Source organism: Gimesia aquarii, assembly GCF_007748175.1.
GTDB classification, from domain to species: domain Bacteria; phylum Planctomycetota; class Planctomycetia; order Planctomycetales; family Planctomycetaceae; genus Gimesia; species Gimesia aquarii_A.
Map to the genome: position 1 here is coordinate 2,770,585 of NZ_CP037422.1, position 21,011 is coordinate 2,791,595.

15 protein-coding genes are annotated in these 21,011 nt (G+C 45.9%); 3 read left to right on the forward strand and 12 right to left on the reverse strand.

From position 1 onward, the window contains the following. Positions 1 to 10: 10 nt before the first annotated feature. A complete protein-coding gene (locus tag V202x_RS10890) occupies positions 11 to 955 on the reverse strand; it encodes a hypothetical protein (protein ID WP_145174253.1) in 945 nt (314 codons plus the stop codon). Positions 956 to 1,275: 320 nt separating this feature from the next. Here V202x_RS10890 and V202x_RS10895 point away from each other — a divergent pair, with 320 nt between their 5' ends. Continuing rightward, positions 1,276 to 1,596, forward strand: coding sequence for a Dabb family protein (locus V202x_RS10895; protein ID WP_145174255.1), 321 nt, complete (start codon positions 1,276 to 1,278; stop codon positions 1,594 to 1,596). Positions 1,597 to 1,616: 20 nt separating this feature from the next. Here V202x_RS10895 and V202x_RS10900 read toward each other — a convergent pair whose 3' ends face one another. From V202x_RS10900 to hpnC, 7 genes are all read right to left on the reverse strand, one after another. Continuing rightward, positions 1,617 to 2,393 carry an ABC transporter ATP-binding protein gene (locus V202x_RS10900; RefSeq protein ID WP_145174257.1) on the reverse strand — a complete coding sequence of 259 codons (777 nt, stop codon included), beginning with the start codon at positions 2,391 to 2,393 and terminating at the stop codon, positions 1,617 to 1,619. A gap of 12 nt (positions 2,394 to 2,405) precedes the next feature. Beyond that, the gene (locus V202x_RS10905) at positions 2,406 to 3,446 is read right to left on the reverse strand and encodes a FecCD family ABC transporter permease (protein ID WP_197993334.1); all 1,041 of its coding nucleotides are present in this window, start codon (positions 3,444 to 3,446) and stop codon (positions 2,406 to 2,408) included. A 25-nt stretch (positions 3,447 to 3,471) separates the two neighbouring features. After that, a complete protein-coding gene (locus V202x_RS10910; protein ID WP_145174261.1) occupies positions 3,472 to 4,464 on the reverse strand; it encodes an ABC transporter substrate-binding protein in 993 nt (330 codons plus the stop codon). A gap of 131 nt (positions 4,465 to 4,595) precedes the next feature. Then, positions 4,596 to 6,914, reverse strand: coding sequence for a 5-methyltetrahydropteroyltriglutamate--homocysteine S-methyltransferase (metE, locus tag V202x_RS10915; RefSeq protein WP_145174262.1), 2,319 nt, complete (start codon positions 6,912 to 6,914; stop codon positions 4,596 to 4,598). A 746-nt stretch (positions 6,915 to 7,660) separates the two neighbouring features. Continuing rightward, positions 7,661 to 8,740: a ribonucleotide-diphosphate reductase subunit beta gene (locus tag V202x_RS10920; RefSeq protein WP_144991115.1), complete on the reverse strand. Its 1,080-nt coding sequence runs from the start codon at positions 8,738 to 8,740 to the stop codon at positions 7,661 to 7,663. Between the two features lie 71 nt (positions 8,741 to 8,811). Beyond that, a complete protein-coding gene (locus V202x_RS10925; protein ID WP_145174264.1) occupies positions 8,812 to 11,661 on the reverse strand; it encodes a ribonucleoside-diphosphate reductase subunit alpha in 2,850 nt (949 codons plus the stop codon). A 788-nt stretch (positions 11,662 to 12,449) separates the two neighbouring features. Continuing rightward, entirely contained in the window at positions 12,450 to 13,418 is a 969-nt protein-coding gene (hpnC, locus tag V202x_RS10930) for a squalene synthase HpnC (RefSeq protein ID WP_145174266.1), read from the reverse strand. A gap of 321 nt (positions 13,419 to 13,739) precedes the next feature. Here hpnC and der point away from each other — a divergent pair, with 321 nt between their 5' ends. Continuing rightward, positions 13,740 to 15,152, forward strand: coding sequence for a ribosome biogenesis GTPase Der (gene der, locus V202x_RS10935; RefSeq protein ID WP_145174268.1), 1,413 nt, complete (start codon positions 13,740 to 13,742; stop codon positions 15,150 to 15,152). On the opposite strand, the gene V202x_RS10940 is transcribed toward der, so the two are convergent. Continuing rightward, positions 15,147 to 16,025, reverse strand: coding sequence for an amidohydrolase family protein (locus V202x_RS10940; RefSeq protein ID WP_145174269.1), 879 nt, complete (start codon positions 16,023 to 16,025; stop codon positions 15,147 to 15,149). The two genes, der and V202x_RS10940, sit on opposite strands and share 6 nt — an antisense overlap. A gap of 162 nt (positions 16,026 to 16,187) precedes the next feature. Here V202x_RS10940 and V202x_RS10945 point away from each other — a divergent pair, with 162 nt between their 5' ends. Next, entirely contained in the window at positions 16,188 to 18,035 is a 1,848-nt protein-coding gene (locus V202x_RS10945) for a MutS-related protein (RefSeq protein ID WP_145174271.1), read from the forward strand. Positions 18,036 to 18,070: 35 nt separating this feature from the next. Here V202x_RS10945 and mgtE read toward each other — a convergent pair whose 3' ends face one another. The 3 genes from mgtE to rplM form a co-directional block, all read right to left on the reverse strand. Continuing rightward, the gene (gene mgtE, locus V202x_RS10950) at positions 18,071 to 19,417 is read right to left on the reverse strand and encodes a magnesium transporter (RefSeq protein ID WP_145174273.1); all 1,347 of its coding nucleotides are present in this window, start codon (positions 19,415 to 19,417) and stop codon (positions 18,071 to 18,073) included. A 177-nt stretch (positions 19,418 to 19,594) separates the two neighbouring features. After that, positions 19,595 to 20,185, reverse strand: a complete 591-nt coding sequence (gene rpsI / locus V202x_RS28115; protein ID WP_409996675.1) for a 30S ribosomal protein S9 — start codon at positions 20,183 to 20,185, stop codon at positions 19,595 to 19,597. Positions 20,186 to 20,261: 76 nt separating this feature from the next. Continuing rightward, positions 20,262 to 20,729: a 50S ribosomal protein L13 gene (gene rplM, locus V202x_RS10960; RefSeq protein WP_145180532.1), complete on the reverse strand. Its 468-nt coding sequence runs from the start codon at positions 20,727 to 20,729 to the stop codon at positions 20,262 to 20,264. Positions 20,730 to 21,011 lie beyond the last annotated feature (282 nt).

Below are 21,011 nucleotides of genomic sequence, written 5' to 3' on the forward strand. Positions count from 1 at the left end.
CAATCATGATCTAATGCAGTTTTCTCCGGCGCGGTGTATTCCAGACTGTTGCAGCTGAGGGAGCTGGAACAAAGGCTCCTTTCGCACTCGCTGAAGGTTTTGGTGAATACTCATCATACGCGGCCGTCTGTGGTGTCACAGTCGATTGTGTTTTCAAATACGCATTTTGTGACTGGATCACCTGCCATTCTGAATTTGTCTGAGCAGCCTGTGGTATCTGAAGCACGGCGGGATTTGGTGGTAAGGCAGGACCGGCACTCACAGAAACAGAATTGGGATTTCCTCCCCAGACTGCTGTCTGTCGTGCAGCCAACGTGGGAGCGAGCGTCGGAGTCGTTCCTAAATTCAACGAAGTTGAAGACATCGGCGTGGGATTGGGAACCGTTAAAGGAGCAGGAGTTGTGGAAGGAGTCGACGGCACGATCTGAGGCTGCAACGTCGGAGTTGAATTCATGATAGAAGGTTGTGTTCCCAGACAGCCTGGGCAACTCGGTTGCGGAGACATCACTGGCACACGACGCCTAACCTGGTAAGGTGTTCGTACATAGCTCGTCTCCTGACGGTACTCAGTGCGTGGGATTTGTTTTGTCACCATACGTGGAACCCAGACTCGCTGCCAGCAACCTTCGTCAACAGTCACCTGTTGATAGGTGGTCACAGGAACGGTTCGAGTTTGAGGAACCATTCTATATTCAGTACAAATAATGTCCTGATAACAAATCTTGGGAGGAGGCGGCATACAAACTCCCGGGCAACATGAAGTGACCGGTGCACATCGTCGGAAAAAACGCCGGGCTAACTTTCGACAGCGATGTCCACATCGCTTATGCTGCGGATAGTAGCATCTGGTACCACATTGATCGAAGAGTCTTCGAAATAAATGTGCGTCAGCCTCGCTGGAAAAAATCAAGAACAATGATGCTATAACAATACCATTTCGAACCCAGAGGGACATCGAAAAACTCCTTTTTATTTTATGTGCTTCCTGGCACGATCTTGTTTCGTTTCTGTCTTTCAGAGTTGAAAGCTACGCCTCAAAATCCCGGCTGAAACGAATAACCCACTTTCTTCATTTATCGGCATAATCGTTAAAGTCTCTTCATCTTAAATTTTGTAATTTATGGAATTCCTTCCCCCCTCATTCGAGTGACTTTTAACGCTTCTTCTGAGAAAATAGGAACTCTATGCTTAAATATGGTTATATCAGAGAATCCCTCTAACATAATAATTCGTAACAACTTAATTCGATCCAGAATAAACTAAGGGAAAATAGAAATGGCAGACTCGCAATTAGCTCATATGGTTTACTTCACCCTCAAAGACACATCTCCTGAAGCTTCAGAAGCGATGGTGGAAGCCTGCCATAAATACCTAAAAGATCACCCGGGCGTACTTTATTTTTCCGCAGGTGTCCGCGGTGCTGAATTTGAGCGTGATGTCAACGACCAACAATATCATGTGGCTTTAAACGTGGTCTTTGATAACAAAGATTCCCACGATAAATATCAGGTTGCGGCAGACCATCTTGAATTTATTGAGGAAAATAAAGCAAAGTGGGCTCAGGTCCGTGTCTTTGACAGCTATGTACGTAGCTAACAAAGAACGAATGTTTTAAATCAGAGAACGGGAATCACAAAAGGTGTCTGATACTCCGGATGCGGTAGCACCTTAACGGTCGTTTGATAAACGGCAGAAATACGATCTTCAGTTAAGACTTCCTGTCCGGTTCCCGCAGCCTCAATTCGTCCTTGATTCAATAATACGATTTGGTCGGCAAAGCTACTGGCCAAATTCAAATCATGTAGTGTCAGAATCACAGTCAGGTCTCGCTCGTGCGCCAGGTCTCGAATTAAAGTAAGAATTTCGACCTGGTATTTCAGATCCAATCCCGTCGTTGGTTCATCCAGACAGAGGACTTTTGTCTGTTGAGCCAATGCACGGGCAATTAAAGTGCGACGCCACTCGCCTCCTGAAATCTCGGTTATTTTCCTCTGACGAAGTTCCACCAACCCTGTTTGTCGAAGTGCTGTATCAACGTAGTCCGCATCATCTGCCTGAAAGGGTTGAACCCAACCACGATGGGAACTGCGTCCTAACTGAACCGTTTCTTCAATGGTCATGGGCCAATGCGGTTCTTCCATCTGTGGCGAAAGCGCCAGTCTTTGTGCAACCTGTTTGCGTGAGAGTTGATCAACGGCCAGGCCTTCAACCAGAATTTTCCCTTCTTTCAACGCAATCAAATTGAACAACGAACGTAACAAGGTCGTTTTTCCCGAACCATTTGGCCCCAGTAATACAAGCACCGTTCCTGCCTGAATGCCAAGGGAAACCTGTTTTAATACTTCGCGTTCTGCGTAACCACAGGAAACATGTTCCATTTCGATTTGATTCATGACAGTTGCCTTTTAGAGCTTTGATTGCTGCCCACGACTGACTAACAGAAACAGAAAAAACGGACACCCCATCATAGCCGTCACAATTCCGACCGGCATTTCCGCTGGTGCAATGACTGTTCTCGCCAACGTATCTGCCAAGACCATTAAGGCGGCTCCCAGCAAACAACTCCCTGGAATCAACAATCGATGCCGGGGTCCGATAAGGATTCGCATCATATGTGGGGCCATTAATCCTAAGAACCCGATGACTCCGGAAACTGCCACACAAGCAGCCGTACACAATGTAGCCGCTAACAAAATCATGAAGCGAAATTTTCCAATAGGCAGCCCCAGCGTCAATGCCGTCTCATCACCAAAAGAGAGCAAATCCAAAGGCCGCGATAATAACCAGAGTACTCCCCCACTGAAAAAAATGACGGGGCCCGCGATCATGATTTCATTCCAGTGCCGACCGGAAAAACTGCCCAGAAGCCAATTAAAAATGGTAGACAACATTTCGTGATTTAAAAACATTATTAGGGAAACCAAAGCACCAGTAAAACTGCTTAATGCCATCCCTGCTAATATCAGAGTGAGTAAGTAAGAATTTCGCCCCGCTTTGCTCAAAGCAGCGATAATAAATACGGCCCCTACGATAACAACCGCTCCAGCAAAAGCAGAGAGAATCAACCAGGGAATTTGCCAGGTCGCAGTCACGGTGATCGTGCTACCCGCAATGAAAGTCAGCGCCAGGGTGGCCCCTAAAGCAGCACCACTCGAAGCACCAATGATAAAGGGATCTGCGAGAGGATTACGAAACACTCCCTGAAATGCTGCACCTGCCACCGCCAAACCTCCCCCGACACAGGCAGCCAGAATTACACGCGGCATACGAATTTGCCAGAGGATCGTGTTGACATAGGAATCGTCTGTCGGATTCCATAATGCGTCCCAAATTTCACGTAGGGAAAATGACACTGCCCCCCAATGCATACCCAGCAACAATGCGGCAAACAAAAGACCGATGAGCGGTATCATCCTCCAGACTAGAAAAGGTTGCCGCGATTTCATGACCTGAAACATCCACTCAATTTAACTATTTCTGAAATGCTTCAGGGTACAACGCCTGAGCCACTTTCTGTAATCCTTGTACCACACGTGGACCAGGTCTCGAAATAAAATCTTCCTCAATAAGATAAATCCGTTGATTTTTGACTGCATTCATTTGCTTCCATCCCGGTTGCTGGCTCAATTTTTTTACGATCTCCGTGGCATCGGAGTGGTCTTTTTTCGAGCGTGGTAAAAGAATCACATCCGGATTCCGCTGAATCAGAATTTCTTCACTCACTTGAGGGTAAGGAAGATCGACATCATCAAAAATATTGTCTCCTCCGGCCAGTTTAATAATCTCACCAATGAATGACGTTGGTCCGGCTGTCATGAGGGGCTGATCCCAGACTTGATAGAACACACGCGGCCGACCTTCTTTCTGATAGGGTTTTACTTTCTGCTGTATAGATGCGACTTCCTGCTGAAGCTTCTGAATTAATTTCTCTCCTGCATCGACGTGCCCAGTAGAACGGGACAGACCACGAATCGAACGTTCAATCTCAGCCATCGATTGTGATTCAAATGATAACACAGGAATCTTCAGTTTTGATAGTTGTTCGCGGATGCGCTGATGGTAGTCTCCCCCCAATAAGACCAGATCCGGCTTTAACGCAACCAGAGTTTCCAGATTTATACTTCCCGGATTCGAAAGGCTTACCTTTTTTAAATTCTGAGTTTCCTCAGGATAGTCACAGTTTGTAGTGCAACCTGCCATTTGCTCACCCGCACCGATGGCAAATAGTATTTCAGTATGTGAAGGAAGCAGAGAGATAATCCGTACCGGTTCTTGAGCGATGCTCGTTTCTATCCCTTCGGAATCCTTCACTGTCACAGGAAACTTTGAGACAATCTGCAGTTCTGTTGATGCAGGTGCGGTTTCATCAACGGCTGAGTTTTGTTGTGCCGTCCGGTAATCGCAACTTGCACTCCCTAAGAGTGCCAGCAGAATCAAGATCAGTTTGGAATTGATTTTTTTCATGAATCTATCGGTATTATCTCAACGAGAAAAAGGTGAAATCAGCCATTCATTGTAACATCAGCCCGGAATGCCTCACAATGAGCATTCCGGGTCTGATGACCGCGACAGGCTTTAAATTCCTAAAAATGATATCAGTGAGCCGTAGCCACTTTTTCGCGTAGAGATTTGGCAGCTTCCACCATGTTTTTCAATGATGGTTCTACTTCCTCCCACTTGCGAGTCTTTAGACCGCAGTCTGGGTTGACCCAAATCTGCTGAGGCTCCAGAACATCTAACGCTTTTTCAAGCAGATCTTCCATCCATTTGACCGTCGGAACACGTGGTGAATGAATATCGTATACTCCAGGTCCAATTTCATTGGGATATTTGTATTGCACAAATGCATCCAGTAATTCCATATTACTACGTGATGTTTCTATGGAAATCACGTCTGCATCCAGGGCAGCAATGGCTTCAATAATATCATTGAATTCAGAGTAACACATATGCGTATGAATCTGTGTCTCGTCCCTTACTCCCGCTGAAGCCAGACGAAAACAATCGACGGCCCATTTCAAATAGGCATCCCAATCGGTGCGACGCAAAGGCAACCCCTCACGTACAGCTGGCTCATCGATTTGAATGATCCGAATCCCGCTTGCTTCCAATCCCTGCACCTCATCTCGAATGGCAAGTCCGATTTGTTGACAGGTTTCGCTTCGAGGCTGATCATCTCGTACAAATGACCATTGTAGAATTGTTACAGGACCAGTCAGCATTCCTTTCATCAACTTATTTGTACAAGATTGAGCATATTGCGACCACTTAATGGTCATTGGCCCTTTGCGGCATATGTCACCAAAGATGATCGGTGGCTTCACACAACGGGAACCATAACTTTGCACCCAGCCATTCTGTGTGGCCAGAAATCCTTCCAGTTGCTCCCCGAAATATTCAACCATGTCATTTCGTTCGGCTTCACCATGCACGAGCACATCAAGCCCTGCCTCTTCCTGGTATTTGATGTCTCTGGCAATACACGTTTTCAGAAACTCTTCATAATCTGCATCCGAAAGTTCCCCTTTTTTGTGAGCGGCACGTGCCTTACGAATTTCATTTGTCTGAGGAAACGATCCGATTGTGGTGGTAGGAAAGAGTGGAAGTCCCAATGTTTTCACCTGTTTTTTATATCGATCAACATAAGGACTTTGGCGTTTCAGGATTGATTCCGTCACCGAAGCACAACGCTCCTTCACATCCTGCCGATGAACTTTGGGAGAAGTACGGCGGGCTTCCATCGCAGCATGGTTCTCAGCCAAAGCATTGGCAACACTCTCATTGCCTTGATTGACACATTGAGTCAGTACTCCAATTTCCTGCAGCTTTTGCTTGGCGTACGCCAACCATTGTTTGATCTCTACATCCAGATCCGTTTCATTGTCGAGATCAACGGGACTGTGTAATAAAGAACACGAGGGACCAATCAAAGTTCGTTCGGAGCCAATCCGGTTGATCGTTTTTTCAATAAGGAATAATGACTTTTCGAAATCATTTTTCCAAATGTTGCGACCGTCAATCACGCCAATTGAAAGTAATGTTTCTGCAGGCAACTGGTCTAAAACTTCATCTAATTGTTCTGGCGCACGTACCAGATCAATGTGGAGTGCAGCAACCGGAAGTGAGACTGCTGTCTTCAGGTTATCTCGCAAATGACCAAAATAAGTGGCCAGAGCAATTTTTAAGCCACCAGCTATTTTGCACAGACGATCATACGTCTGCTGAAAAGCTTTACGCTGGGCTTCTGTTAGATCGAGCACCAGACAAGGTTCATCAATCTGTACCCACTCTGCACCAGCTTCTTTCAGTTGCGAAAGCACCTCTTCATAGACGGGTAACAGACGATCCAACAGACTCAAGGGATCAATCTGTTCTTCCCAGGTCTTGCCGAGTAACAGAAATGAAACAGGTCCCAGTAATACGGGTCTTGTTTCAATACCCAATGCTTTGGCTTCCAGGTATTCGTCCACGGGCTTGGTGGATGATAGCTTGAATTCCTGATGTGCCTCAAATTCGGGAACGAGGTAATGGTAGTTTGTATCAAACCACTTGGTCATTTCTAACGCGGAAACACCTTCAGTTGATGCCGCAACCGATTTTCCTCCTTTTCCACCACGGGCCATCGCAAAGTAAGTCGAAGAATCGACAGTTTCACCTGACCATTGATAGCGTTTCGGAACAGCTCCCACCATCGCCGACGTATCAAGCACCTGATCGTACATCGAAAAATCATTCGATGGAATATGTTCAATGCCTGCGGCCTGCTGTAGTTTCCAGTTTGCAGCCCGCAGTTCGCGACAAACTTCTAGTAACTCTGCGCCTTCAATTTTACCGGACCAGAATTTTTCAATAGCCCGCTTTAACTCGCGATGGGCTCCAATACGGGGAAATCCAAGATTTGTTGCAATAGCCATGCGTTGGCTCCTTTATTTTTGATTGATGATTTCTTGAAACGAAGTTACCGATACAGTTCACTTTGGAATTCGCGCACCGGTAGCGTGAACGAGTCTGTGATTTTTTTGCAACGAGCTTAGCGCACGACGCGCAGAGACGATCGCTGTTTTCACAGACCGTGATAAAAAATATAAAGAGACTCTGACCAAAGCAGATAAACTATGGCAGAGTATTGCACCACCTTTTAGACAATACCCGGTTCAAATTGGTTACCAGGTTCTTATCCGTAACGCGCAGGAACAGACATGGTTTAGCAACTCTTATAAGACATACTTCTCAAAACCAGGCTCGATTGGCACTACAATCAAAGAGATTTGAGACAGATTATCTCAAGAGCACTATGCGCGCAAAGGAGGTGTCGTTTTAGACCGAGCAATGGTCAGATTCTGACTCGTCTGCGTCTCCAACCCGTCTATATTCGGGTGAGACATACAGTCGATCGCACCAATGAATGCGCTGCATGTAAAGAATCATACCTGTTTTCCTGTGAAAACGAAAAGGCGAGTAGAAGCGGGCTTACCGGCAAGGCACCCCAGCAGCTTCAAGTGGGATGAGGTTAACAAGGACGCTGTATTACGTCAACCTGAGCATTCAATAATTTATTTGATCTTTCTACAAACAAAAAAGGGACCACCCGGAGTAGCCCCTTCTCTCGTCATCATGGGCTCACCATCCCAGTGAGCCCATGATGCTTATAACTGCTGAATCAGTCCCAGCTTAAAGAACCAGAACTTTGATATTCCGTTACTCTGGTTTCAAAGAAGTTCTTCTCTTTAGAAAGGTCCATTGTTTCGCTCATCCAGGGGAAAGGATTCGAAGAACCGTACTGGGGAGGGAGGCCAATACGCTCCAGTCGACGGTCAGCAATGTGCTGCACGTATTCACGGAACAGATCGCCGTTCAACCCGAGAATTCCGGTTGGGAGGCAATCCTTGGCGTATTCAATTTCCAACTCAGCAGCATACTTGATGCGGTCAATAATGGTTTGCTGGAATTCAGGAGTCCAGACTTCAGGGTTTTCCTGTTTAATTCCGTTGATCAGATCGATGCCGAAGTTCAAGTGAATCGTTTCATCCCGAAGGATATATTGAAACTGTTCGCCAATGCCGGTCATCATGTTACGGCGATGGAATGAAAGGACCATCACAAAACCGGTATAGAAGAAAAGTCCTTCCATGACCAGATAATAACCGATCAGATTCTTCAAAAAGGCCTGTGTCCCTTCAAAAGAATCAGTCGTAAATTCGGGATCGAGAATTTCAGAAGTCAATTCCATTTCCAACTGATCTTTTTTGGCGATCGCGGGAACTTCATGATACATGTTGAAGACTTCAGACTCATTGAGTCCAAGGCTCTCTACAACATACAGAAACGTATGAGAGTGCACGGCTTCTTCAAAAGCCTGACGTAGTAAGTATTGGCGACATTCGGCATTAGTGACATGCTTAAAGATAGCCAGCACGATATTGTTTGCTACCAGGCTCTCAGCTGTCGCAAAGAAACCTAAGTTTCGCATGATGACGAACCGCTCGCCCTCACTGAGTTTATTGGAACGCCACATCTCAATGTCTTTGGTCATTCCGACCTCGGTGGGCATCCAGTGATTGGCACAACCATTGAGATAATGTTCCCAGGCCCAATGATACTTTAAAGGCATCAATTGATTGACGTCGACCTGAGAGCAATTAATCAGTCGTTTATTATCTGCTTTGAAACGGCCCTGCGGAGTATCGCCTACAGGAGGAACCGATGTTGAAGAAGCTGTATTTGCATTGAGAATTGTCATCATAACACCTCTTTAAAATCCATTATTAAATTTAAAGTGAGCACAATTGAATTGAGGATCAAAATTTACGATTACTGACACGCTTCGCAATCGCCATCAAGATTACAGGATTCACCAGGAGTCACCAGCGTTGCTGCCGCCTCTCGATCAACCTGAATATCGCCTGATGCACTTGTGCTTTTCATCCAGCGAGGCTGAATTCCAAACTTATTAACATCCACAGTTGATTTCTCAACTTGAGTGGCTGCCAGCGTTCGCAGATAGTAGGTCGTCTTCAACCCACGTTCCCAAGCCAGCATATACATTTCATTTAGCTTTTTGCCGGAGGGTTCTGCTAAATACAAATTCAGTGACTGTCCCATATCAATCCATTTCTGGCGATGGGCGGCACACTCAATAACCCACTTAGGATCGACTTCAAATGCCGTCAGATAACGGGCTTTCAGATCATCGGGAATACGATCAATTTCTGAAACTGAGCCATCATAATACTTGAGTGCTTCCAACATGTCTGGGTCCCAGAGTCCACGCTCTTTCAAATCATCAACCAGTTGACGATTAACCTGAGTAAACTCTCCAGACAAGTTACTCTTCACATACAAATGTTTGTAGGAAGGTTCGATCGATTGAGAAACACCAATGATCGTTGAGATGGTGGCTGTGGGAGCAATTGCCATCACGTTACTGTTACGCATCCCCTTTTGAGCAATGGCATCCCGGACAACCTGCCAGTCCAGGCGGGTCTGTCGATCCACTTCAATTGGATATCCTCGTTCTTTTTCATGTAGATCAAGCGTATCAATCGGCAGCAGGCCACGATCCCATTTAGAACCGGTATAAGACCCATAGCTACCACGTTCTCCCGCCAATTCGGAAGAAGCCAGAATTGCAAAGTAAGAAATCGCTTCCATACTGGCATCGGCAAACTCAACAGCCTGCATGCTGGCATAACTAATTCCCTGCGCGAGAAGAGCATCCTGGAAGCCCATCACTCCCAGCCCAACTGGACGATGGCTGGTATTAGAATTCCGTGCTTCCGGAGTCGGATAGTAATTGATATCAATCACATTATCGAGCATCCGCATCGCAGTACGAACGGTCTCTTCCAACATTCCCAGATCAAGCTGACCATCCACAATATGCAACTTCAGGTTTACCGAACCCAGGTTACAAACCGCGGTTTCATCCCGTGATGTATTCAACAGAATCTCAGTACACAGGTTACTGCTGTGAACAACCCCCACATGATCCTGAGGCGAACGCAGGTTAGAAGGATCTTTCCAGGTAATCCAGGGATGACCTGTTTCGAACAGACGGGTCAGCATCTTACGCCACAGTTCCACAGCCGAAACGCGACGGAAGAAATCGATTTCACCGGTCTCTGTCATTTTTTCATATTCGACATAACGCTCTTCGAACGCATGACCATAAAGATCATGCAGATCAGGCACACTGTCAGGGCTAAATAAAGTCCAATCGCCATCTTCACGTACACGACGCATAAACAGGTCGGGAATCCAGTTAGCAGTATGCATGTCATGGGTACGTCGTCGATCATCACCTGTATTCTTACGCAGGTCGAGAAACTCTTCGACATCCATGTGCCATGTTTCCAGATAGGAACAAACAGCGCCTTTGCGCTTGCCTCCCTGGTTAACGGCAACAGCTGTATCGTTGACGACCTTCAGGAATGGAATCACTCCCTGACTTTGCCCATTCGTACCATTAATGTGCGAATTTGTTGCCCGGATTTGAGTCCAGTCATTACCCAGACCGCCGGCCCACTTAGACAGCTTGGCATTGTCGGCGACACATTTGAAAATGTGATCCAGATCATCATTGACTGTGGAGAGATAACAGGAACTCAACTGGGGGTGCAACGTAGCAGAGTTAAACAGTGTCGGCGTTGCCGATGTGAATCGGAACGTGGAGAGAATATTATAAAACTCAATCGCGCGTCCAGTCGCATCTTCTGACTCCTGAATAGCAAGTCCCATCGAAACACGCATCCAGAAATATTGAGGGGTTTCAATACGTCGCCCATCAATGTGCAATAAATAACGATCAAAAATCGCCTGTAGCCCCAAGTATTGAAACAGGTGATCCCGTTCTGGTTTCAGAGCGTCGCTGATCCGTTTTAAATCGAATTTATTCAGATCGGGAGTCAGTCGCTTTGCTTCAATTCCATCACTCAGAAACTGTTCGAAACGATCCACGTACAGTTGATTTAATTCATCGACGTCAGCGGGCGCATTTCCCAAAGCGTCGTTATAGATAATCTTCAACATCAATCGCGAGGCTACGGTATCGTAAGCAGGGTCACACTCGATGCGCGTCCGGGCAGCCAAAATCATGGCGCGATACAATTCTCCGACAGAAATCCCATCGAAAATAGAACGCATCACCTCTTCCAGCAATTCCTCAGCCGAGCAGATATCTCCCAAACCGCGACAAGCTTCTGAAAGACGAGCCAAAATACGTGATTCATCAAAGGCGACCTTTGAGCCATCCATGAGAACAACATGAAATCGGGGAGTCGCCGACTTGATTGTTTCCGACTCTTCTACCAGATCATCTGTAGCCCGTAATGCACGCAACTTGGCGCGTTCTGCACGGTAAACGATGTAACGACGGGCAATTCGATAGTGCCCCTGTCGCATCAGTGTCATCTCGACAACATCTTGAATTTTTTCGACTTCAATACCAGATTCACTACTGGCTGCTGATGCTATTTCATTGGCAACCGACTCAACCATTTCCGGAATCTCCATCCGGATCTCATCATCAAGTGGCTGATTTTCTGCAAGATTCAGTTCCGCGCGGAACGCGTTGGAAATTGCCCGACCGATCAGTGAAGCATCAAATGAGGCTTTTCTACCTCCACGCTTCGTGACGATCCATTCTGTTTGCGCTCGAATCATTCGATTGCCTCCTTAAAATGGAATACTAAAAATCTGGCTGCGTCCATGCCGACAGCAGCTTTAATTACATTCATACAGGAACACTGTCATCAATCAGTGCTCCCACAAATGGTGCTCTCAGATCAGATAATCAGAAATGGTGTCACAGACAAGATGGGAAACATGAAGAGAAAGGGGCGCGTAGACAGATTCATACATGAACTGGCAACTCCCTTTGCTCTTACGAACCCTCACTGATCTGAAATTCGATTTCTGAATACCATCTGAAAATGTGAGAGCCACTAGTCCATCGAACTGTGAAAGATTCGTTTTTCAATTAAAAAATAGGCACTGCGGGCGCTCTTATCAGAGACTCAAAGCAGGCCGAATCTATTCAAAAAACCACTATCACGAGGTTCGATAAAACCAACGTTCATTTCGACTCAGACATCACTTTTTGTACATTGTTTTGTCTGAGTCACTCACTCACAATACCCAATATAGTGTGTATATTCCAGTAGTCAATACTAAATATTGGACATCGTCCAAAGATGTCAAGAATCATTAACGAGACTCAAGAAAACCCTTTATTTGTAGAAACTACACACAATTTTCATGCAAATCCAATCGACAGGTGATGAAAAAATGCAAAAGATTTTTTTCTCAACTTGCTAATCGTCAAAGTTTAAAAAGCCCGTTCAGCTTGCAAGAAGACGCTATATTGAGAGCGAGCAAAGATGGTTTGAAACAAAATATACTTTGCAAATCCCAGAACAGAAAAGGATTAAAAATGTGTGAAGCCTTGTTGTTTAACGCCGCATACCCCCAAACTGCCTGAACGAACTTTTTAGTAACAACACTACAAAATCGAAGCGTGTTAGAACGGGCCTCTGTTGCCAAACATTAAACTGCAAACGTTCGATACGATCCAGAATTTTCAGACCACCTCGCGCAAACAGATCAATATCAATTTGTAATCGTCCGGGCAGATGTGATATCAACGGCAGGCCATCTAAAAGAAACTGCCGCGCGCGCTGGACTTCGAAATCCATGAGTTGCTGGAATTGCTGATTGTACTCGTTTTGTTCTAATTGTGCTCTGGTATAGCCAAATCGCTCACGGTCTTCTACAGGTAGGTAAATTCGTCCGATAGCAAAATCGCGAGCAACATCTTGCCAGAAGTTTGCGAGTTGCAACCCGGTGCAGATGGAATCAGACCACTCCAAATGAGTTGGTGAGACAGTGCGACAAAGATGGAGCACAAGTCGCCCCACAGGATTGGCACTCTTTTGACAATAGGCCAGCAGTTGCTCAAACGACTGATATTCTACAACATGCTGATCTTGCTCAAATGCCTGAATCAGATCATCAAACGCTTGTTGAGGCAGTTCAAATTCCTGAATTGTAGGAGCCAAAGCAACGAACACAGGATGCAGGCGGGGTACAGAGTGTTGACCATCCTCAGAAGAACCAGAAAGCACCTGATAGCAGCTGGTTAATTGTGACCGCCACCAGGCGAGCAGAGCCAGGGAAGCCTCTGCTTCCTGAACTTCGTCACCCAAGTCGTCAGCCCAACGACAAAACGCATACACGTTAAAAAAGTGCTGCCGCAAATAACGTGGTAAGGCACAGGAAACAACGGGAAAATTTTCGTAATGTCCCAAAGCGATTTTCCGACAGTAGGCCTGAGCCTGCTGCAAACCGACAAGAGCATCCGTTCCCTGAAAATAGCTGGATTTAGGCCCCCAAATAGCCAATTCTTGTTCAAATGCTGTCATTTCACTGGAAGTTCCCAAACGTATCACTCCAGTAGATTAACAAACCGCTGCCAACTGGATAACCTATAGAAATCTGACTTTGTCGATGAAATTGCTACGACCGTCAAAATGGCCAGCAGGGTTCTATAAACTGCGGCCCAACATGAGCACTGACGAGTGAATTAGCATATAATACCAAAAAACTGAATCGACGGACGCTCTATCTAATTCTGATACCAACACACTCTGGAATACAAGCCTTGTGTTGGGAAATCAAGAGAGCAAAACCGATCCTGTCTGATTTCAAACGCAAGAACGCATTCTTTAGAAAACGTGTAAATCATGGCTGTACCCAAAATTGCCATTGTGGGACGTCCCAATGTTGGCAAAAGTTCAATTTTCAACTGGCTTGCCGGCCATCGTGTTGCCATCGTCGACCCCACGGCAGGTGTCACCCGGGATCGTGTGACGTATCTGGTGAACGAACAAGATCGTTACTTCGAGCTGGTTGATACAGGTGGAATTGGCATTACTGACAGTGATGATTTATCAGAAGATATCGAACGCCAGATTCAAGTGGGAATTGACGAAGCAGACCTGATTCTGTTTGTGGTCGACGGCACAATGGGAGTAGCCCATTTGGATGAAGAGGTCGCTCAACGATTACGGTCAATAGAAAAACCAAAAATCCTCTGTATCAATAAATGTGATTCAACAAAAACAGATGATGAAGCGGCACAATTCTTTCGCCTGACCAATGCACCGGTCGTCTTAACCAGCGTCAAAGGAAATCGGAACCGCAAAGAACTTGTTAAAGCCCTCCTCGATCACCTGCCACCTGCTGAAGAATTCGAAGAAACAGAGGGAGAAGCGCTTTCAGCCGAGCCGGAACTGAAAATTGCCATAGTAGGGCGACGCAATGTAGGCAAGAGTACCTTTATTAATGCACTGGCAGAATCAGAAAGAATGATTGTCAGTGAAGTTGCCGGCACAACCCGGGATAGTGTCGATATTCGTTTTGAATTTGACGATAAATCCTTCCTCGCCATAGATACCCCTGGAGTCCGCAAACGAAAAAGCCTGGCCAACGATATCGAATACTATGGCTTGGCACGTGCCAAACGCAGTATCCGGCGTGCCAACGTAGTGTTGATGTTTTTTGATTCCCAGGAAACGATTTCCAAAGTCGACAAACAACTGGTCGCCGAAATCGACGAAAACTACAAGCCTTGTATTTTTGTGATTAATAAATGGGATCTGGGACGCGAAAGTCAAATGACGTCGGAAAAGTGGGATGAGTATTTAACCTCGGAGTTTCGTACAATGCGACATGCTCCTGTAGCTTTTGTGACCGCCCGTGATTCGCGAAACATCAAACAAGTTATTAATCTGGCACAAACTATTTATAAACAATCACGCCTCCGAATTTCGACGGGACGCTTGAATAAAATCGTTCGCGCAGCAATCCATAATAATCAACCACCCTACTCAAAAAATCGACGCCCCAAAATATTTTATGCCACACAAGTGGCTACCGAACCACCGACAATCGTACTGAAGTGCAACGACTCTAAACTCTTCACCGAATCCTGGAAACGTTACCTGAGCGGTGTTTTACGTGAGCAACTTCCTTTCAAAGAGATCCCCGTTAAACTTTACTATCGATCCAAAGACCTCAAGGAAGAGACCGGTCCCAGCCTGGATATGATCGAAAGTGATGAATTCCTGGAAGATTTTTCACAAGAAAAATTATAGAGAATTGAGGCCATAAAAGGCCTGTGCATTATCGTGAAATAACTTCTGCTGAAATGTGGAAGAACGTTCCCGAACAATCCACTTCAATGCGTTGAACCAGGAATCATATGTTGCACTCAGCGTACAGACGGGCCAATCGCCTCCAAAAAATACACGGTCTTCTCCAAATGTGTCCAGGCAGAAATCAATATTCTCTTTTAAATCAATGGGTTGCCATACTCCAGGTGTGGCCGTCACCACGATTCCCGAAATCTTGCACATGACCTGCTCACGTTCAGCCAGTAATCGCATTCCCTGTTCCCACTCAGGACGACTGTCCTGCTCATGAGGCTGCACACTCATATTGCCGCAATGATCGACAATAAAACGGGTTGACGGACAGGCATCAACCAATTCAACTGCATCCTTAATTTCTCCTGGTCGCATACACAAGTCAAAACTCAAGCCCATTTCTCCAAGCAGTTTGATATTTTCCTTGAATTGTAGTTTGAGGCACATACCTTGTGGTCGGTCTGGATCATGTAAAACCGTCCTGACTCCTTTCAGAAATGGATTCTCAGCAAATTCTTCGAGATATTGACCAAAGCCTGATTCTCCCGGCATCCCACCAATCACAGCCCCCGACATGGGATTTTCTGCCTGACTGCATAATTCCAATACGTGCCTTGCCTCCTGCCGCTGAAGATCCGGATGAACATTCACTTCCATATACACAGTTTGTGCGATGCCGCAATTCTGTGTTGCTTCGAGATAATCAGACATTAGAAAACTACGTCGTAAAGACGAGATGCCCGGGAGTTCAAGCCAGGGAAGCTGAAACAAGTCCAAATCCCAGAGATGCTGGTGGGTATCTATGACTGATATCTGTTCCATGCTGAGCATTCTTCCTATAAAAAAGTAAGTATCCACTTTTTTTACACTGTACGGAGAGTCTTTGCAAACAAGAATTCCTCTTTGTTTACGCTGGCAATGAAACCTCCAATAGGTTAGAAGTGAGCTTTTCCAGATGGGCGTTCTCGATAAAATATTAACTCCATGCAACCTTCCCCAATTAAGCAATCCCCCCAATTAGAATACGAACAACGGCTCGAGAGTCGTGCGAGCAAGGTACGAGCACTCACAAAACAAAGCGACCTCTATTCAAATCTGCGAGGTTTCGTATTTCTAGCCGCGGTGGCAATCTTAATGGCATCTACAATCTGGGGACTTTTCAGCTTACAGTTGATCTGGCTTCCCATTTTGACGTTTATTTTGCTCATTATTTTACACGCACGCTGTGTTCGTCGTTTGAGACAAGCTCGACTTGCAGAAGCGTATTACCGAACTTCACTTGATCGTCTGAACGATCAATGGGTCGATGTCCGTCCGACGGGTGAGGAATTTTTTGATCCACAGCATATGTATGCCGGTGACCTCGATCTCCTCGGGCGAGGATCACTCTTTCAGCTCATGTGCAGCGCGCGAACCAAACTGGGTGAAGAGACACTGGCACGCTGGTTACTTTCTCCTGCTTCAACAAAGGAAATCAAAGAACGCCAACAAGCCGTTGAAGAACTTCGAAACGAGTTAGATTTTCGCGAAGAACTTGAATTGCTGGAAGCGGAAGTCCACAACGATATCGAGCAAACACATTTATCAGAGTGGGTGCAACAACCGCTGACAACAATTCCCGCTCCGTTACAATGGGCATCGGTAATTATGGGCATCTTTGCTGCCTGTACTGTCATCAGTTGGATGCTTTCCTATACCGGCATCGCCCCCATTTGTGTCGCAATTATCATTCAGGTCTGCTTATTATTTTTTATCGGACCTCGAATCCGCGAATTACTGAACCAGACTGATGAAGTCCGTAACGGCTTAGCGGTACTCTCGGATGTATTGTCACTGATAGAACAAAGACAATTTGAAGCCCCTCATTTAAAAGCCATCGTTTCAGCATTAGAAACAGACGGGATTCCTCCATCACAAAGTATTGCTCAACTACGCCGACAGATTCAGGGATTGAATAACTGTTTTCGTAATCAGTTTTCTGCTCCATTAGCCATCTTATTGGGGATTCCTTTTCACTACGTTTACGCCATCCAGCGTTGGATCATTCACATAGGACCACATTGCCCCGATTGGTTGTCAGCCGTTGGAGAATTCGAAGCCTTGTGTTCACTCGCCGGGTACGCTTACGAACATCCCGAAGATCCTTTTCCTGAAATTATTGAATCAGAAGTCGGACCATGTCTGGAAGCAACTGAGCTGGGACACCCCTTAATCCCACTCAAAGAGGTCGTTCGCAACGATGTGACATTGAATGCAGACAATCGATTGCTCATGATTAGTGGCTCGAATATGTCAGGCAAAAGCACACTGATGCGAACAGTAGGTACAAACTTCGTGCTTGCAATGATCGGGGCGCCAGTACGCGCTGCTAAGTTCACTGTTTCGCCAATGCAGGCAGGAACTGCGATGCGAGTTCAAGATTCGCTACAACAGGGAGCCTCGCTGTTCTATCAATCGGTTGCACGACTTTCGGCTGTCGTCCATTTGGCGGACGATCCGATGCCTGTTCTATTTTTACTCGATGAAATCTTGCAAGGCACCAATTCCCATGATCGCCGCATAGGTGCGCAAAGTGTGATTGAAACTCTGATTGAACGAGGGGGAATTGGAATCGTCACAACTCACGATCTGGCACTGACAGAAATTACGACCCAATTCGGAAATCAGGCAAAGAACGTTCATTTTGAAGACCAGCTCATTGATGGCGAAATGACTTTTGATTATCGCATGCGGCCTGGAATCGTCGAACACAGCAATGCTCTGGAATTGATGAAAATGATGGGGATTGAACTGAAGGCGCTGAGTACTGAATCCGATCAAAAAAAAGTCTGAAACCACTTCAGTTCGGCACTAAAACAATAAGAATCTTAACTTACCAGATAAATGGCTACCTGGAAGTAGATCACCAATCCCAAGATATCGACCAGTGCCGTGATAAAGGGATTCGACATCAGCGCCGGATCCATACCCAACCGACGGAATCCCATTGGCAACATGCCACCCGCTGAGATCCCCATCAATACGACTAAAAAAACAGCCAATCCCACTACAGTTGCCTGAATGAGGTACGCGGTAAAAGCCCAGGCAATGATAAAACTGATTGAAGCAAGAACCCCTCCCAACATCAGCCCCAGTTGGATTTCTTTACGCAATAGCGCAGTCAAATCACCTTGCGGGATATTCGACTCCAGTGCCATGGCCCGAATGATCAAAGTTGCTGACTGAGAACCGGCATTACCACCACTGGCGAGAATGAGTGGGATAAATAAAACCAGCCATTCATACTTGTCCGATAACCCTTCATAATGTTGCAACACCTTCGCAGCCAAAAATGAAGGAACCAGGAGAAAAATTAACCAGCCAATTCGTTTCTGAACGACAGTCCGTAACGATGTGGAGAGATAACTGTCTTCCAACGGTTCGACAGCCGCCAATCGATAAGTATCCTCGGTCGCTTCTTCCTGCATAATGTCGATGGCATCATCGTGCGTCACAATTCCCACTAGTTGGTTCTGGTGATCAACGACAGGAATTGCGACAAAGTCATACTTTGCCATTTGCTGGGCTACAAATTCCTGGTCATCATCTACACGCACAGAGATCACATCCCGATTGGTCAATTCTGACAAAGGGCGAGTCGGACGGGCAAAAATTAATTCGCGCAAAGACACAATTCCCTGTAGGCGACGCCCTTCATCAACGATATAAATATAGGAAATAATTTCGCTGTCCGGTGCCTGCAATCTCAGTTTTTCCAGTGCCTGTGCCACAGAAATATTTTCTGGTAGTGAAGCATACTCCGTCGTCATGATGGCGCCGGCACTATCTTCCGGGTAAGAAAGCAGTTTACGAATATCGCTCCGCTCCGCTTGTGCTATCAAAGGCAAGAGTTCCTCGACACGCTCATCATCCATCCGTGATAATAAATCGACGCGGTCATCGGGAGCCATCTCTTCAATCAGTTTCGAAAGCGGGCCACGCTCAATCACGTCCACAATTTCAATCTGTTGTGGTAAGGCCAGGAACTGAAATATCTCAGCCTGCTTCTCAGGCTCACAACAAGAGAGCACACGCCAGACATCCTGACTCTCAAGTTCTTCCAGAATCTCTGACGTCACTGCAGGATAAAGGGCATCGCAAAATTCCTTGATTCCTGCAGTATCATTTTCGTCCAATAGTACTTGAAGTTCCGGAAGCAATAATCGCCCATACATTATTCATGCCCCTTTCTTTCAAGATGTTGAAAATTCAACGAATATGATCACCAGATACAAATCAGCAGAAAATTGCGATAAAAAAACACCCTCACTGGAATAGGTCACCAGTCAGGGTGTCGATGACTTCATACAGACAACAAACTTGAGCGTCGTCTGAAAATAACGACATGTAGATCATCGCTTGGAGAACTGAAAACTCTTACGTGCTTTCTTGTAACCAAATTTCTTACGTTCCACCATACGACTATCACGTGTCAGGAATCGTCCGGCACTCAAAGTTTCGTGGAACTGACTATTGTAGGCTTCGAGAGCACGAGCAATCCCCAAAACGATGGCCCCCGTCTGCCCTGTTGTTCCTCCCCCATTTACACGTACCCAGACATCGACTTTACCAAATGTCTCAGTTGCTTTGAGAGGAGCTTCCACCATTTGCCGGTCGCGCTCAACTTTGAGGTAGTCATCCAGAGAAACCCCATTGATCGTCAGGCTTCCGGAACCTGCCTTAATACGAACTCGTGCCACTGCGGTTTTACGACGACCTGTTCCCATCGCGACGCCGTGCTTATCCAGTTTTCCTCGAATAATCGGTTCTGGTTTTACAACGTCGTCTTCTTCTTCAACATCTGAAGCCAGAGTAGAACCCAGGGTCAATTCCGGAACACCTGAATCAACAGTTTCCTCTGTTGTTAGATCCGCTGCTTGCTCAGCAGCTCCTACTTCTGGCGTTTCTTGTGTTGTGTCTTCTTCCGGAGTCTCATTTTCCATAACAGTTAACTACTTTTTAATTCTGAAAAAAGGATAAGTAGAGAAGTTTTTAGTTTCATTCACGTAACATAAAGCACTACGGCAGCAGGTAGTCTGGCATGTCTTGAGGCTTTTGTGATTGATGTTCGTGAGTAGGTCCTGCGTATAATTTCAGTTTTTTCAACATTTGGCGGCCCAGCTTATTTTTGGGGAGCATCCGCCGAACGGCCTCAGAAAGGACCTGAGTCGATTGACCACGCTCCAGCTTCTTTTCTGCGGATACGAGTTTCAAACCACTGGGATAACCACTATATGAGGAGTAGGTCTTCTGTAACATCTTCTTCGAGAAATAGGGATGAGTTTCATGAGCAAGTGATTTGCCAGAAAACCTTACCTTGTCACAGTTTACAACGATTACGTAGTCCCCGGTATCAACGTGAGGGGTATAACTTGGCTTATGCTTACCCATTAAAACAGTAGCAAGCTTCGTAGCGAGCCGCCCCACAATCATGTTATCTGCATCCACAACGAACCATTGAGGATCGATTGTTTTTGCATTCGCCATATAGGTTTTAGTCGTAGACACCAGTATTTCCTCAAACGTAAACGATTCAATGTTAAAGACTTATATCAAAATGCACTTCTAAAAGGCATGTTAGATTGTAGTCAAACTCCTGCCAATTGACTAGAAAACGCCTGCAAAATGAGCGCATACCAACCGCAGGGGAGCGGATAACAGTAACCTTTTTAACGCACATCTTCAACTTATGTGAGACGGAAAATTTGAGCTGGACTGCAAAAAAGCTCAGAAAAGCCACTTTTTCGCTCAGGTTTAGTTGCGTCTCAG